The 1,687-nt window shown below is 65.7% G+C and carries 2 protein-coding genes; both read right to left on the bottom strand.

Annotated elements, in window-relative coordinates; all coding sequences use genetic code 11:
• Nucleotides 1–107: 107 nt before the first annotated feature.
• A complete protein-coding gene (gene extP, locus VAE53_RS12020; RefSeq protein ID WP_322819610.1) occupies nt 108–860 on the bottom strand; it encodes a selenite/tellurite reduction operon b-type cytochrome ExtP in 753 nt (250 codons plus the stop codon).
• Nucleotides 861–1,157: 297 nt separating this feature from the next.
• Nucleotides 1,158–1,687 (bottom strand): glycosyltransferase (locus VAE53_RS12015; protein WP_322819609.1); only part of this gene is annotated, 530 nt, incomplete at its 5' end.

Genomic DNA, 1,687 nt, shown 5'->3' with positions numbered 1-1,687 from the left:
ACGAGGACCTCTTCGTCGCGCGCGCGCGTCTGCGGGCGGGCGACGGGCCGGGCTACGACTGCGGTTGCCATGCGTTCCCCTCTCTCGAACCTGGTTGGTGGCGCGGCCTAGAGCGGACGGGCGAGGCCGCCGTCGCGGCGGATGCGCCAGAAGTGCACGGCCATGAAGATGGCGGCCAGGAGCGGCAGGCCGATGACGTGGAGCGTGTAGAAGCGAATGAGGGCGTTCGGGCCGACTTCGAATCCGCCGAGCATCCAGAAGCGGGTCTTAGGGCCGAGGACGGGCGCCGAGCCAGCGATCTCCGAGCCGACGGTGATGGCCCAGAAGGCGAGCTGGTCCCACGGCAGGAGGTAGCCGGTGAAGGAGAGGAGGAAGGTGAGGACGAGGAGGATGACGCCGACGACCCAGTTGAACTCGCGTGGCGGCTTGTAGGCGCCGGTGTAGAAGACGCGCATCATGTGGAGGAAGACGAGGATGACCATGGCGTGGGCCATCCAGCGGTGCATGTTGCGCATCAGCTGGCCGAACTGCACGTTCGTCGTGATGTTCTGGATGTCGAGGTAAGCGCGCTCGACGGAGGGCACGTAGTAGAACATCAGCAGGATGCCCGTGACGGTGAGCCCGAGGAACATGAAGAAGGAGAGCCCGCCCAGACAGTAGGTGTGGGTGATCTTGACGTGGGTGCGGTGGATACGGGTGGGGTGGAGGTGGAGGAACACGTTCGTCGCAACGATGAGCATCTGGTTGCGCGGCGTGTTCGGGTAGCCGGTGCGGAAGATGGACTTCCAAACGTAGTTGTGGAAGAGCTTGTCGTAGATCTTATCGGCGAGGGTCGGTTTGGGTGGTGCTTCGACGGCCATTGCTACTCCTTACTTCTGCCACCACTGCCCGAAGAGGACGAGAATCCCGAGCATCGCAGTGATGCTGATCGCGACGATGACGAGTTCGAGGGGTTCTGCGAAGTCGTGCGGTAGATTAGCCCATTCCATGCGGCCAGCCTCCCCCTCCCCGACTCCGGGGCGCAAGGGGCCCGCGGGCGGGAACTTTGTGAATCCTGTAGCAAGGCTGAGTTATACCATCGGCCCCCGGCCGGATCAAACCGGGAACGCCCGGATGTGGGGTCTCGCTTACCTTCGGCGGCGCTGAGGGCGGGGGCGTCACCGCGGGGCGGCTCCTCGACGGCGGCGGAACCGCATCCGGACGAGGCCGCGGATGTCTTCGATCGCGGTGCTGAGGATGCGAACCTTGGTGTCCGGGTCTTCCACCCAGCGGACGGGCAGCTCGCAGATCCGCAGCCCGGCCTGGTGGGCGAGGATGAGCAACTCGGTATCGAAGAACCACATCCGGTTTTCGATCTGGGGGACGACGAGTTGGACGGCCCGCCGGCTGAGCGCCTTGAAGCCACATTGGGCATCGCTGATGCGGAGCCGCGGAAAGGTGAGCCGGATGAGGGCGACGTAGCCGCGACTGGTGATTTCGCGCTTGAGCTGGCGCTTCACCTTGGCGCCCCGGGCGAGGCGCGAGCCGATGGCGACGTCGCAGCCGCGCTCGGCGACCAGGGCGATGAGCTCGGGCAGGTGGGCGAGGTCGGTGGAGAGATCGACATCCATGTAGCTGACGATCTCGGCGTCGCTCTGCAGCCAGGCTTCGCGCAGGGCGAGCCCCCGCCCCTTCACCGCGAGGACGA

The organism is Tepidiforma sp. (assembly GCF_034432735.1).
Classification (GTDB): domain Bacteria; phylum Chloroflexota; class Dehalococcoidia; order Tepidiformales; family Tepidiformaceae; genus Tepidiforma.
Note: the sequence above shows the minus strand (reverse complement) of the source record. Positions and strands in the feature narration are given on the sequence as shown.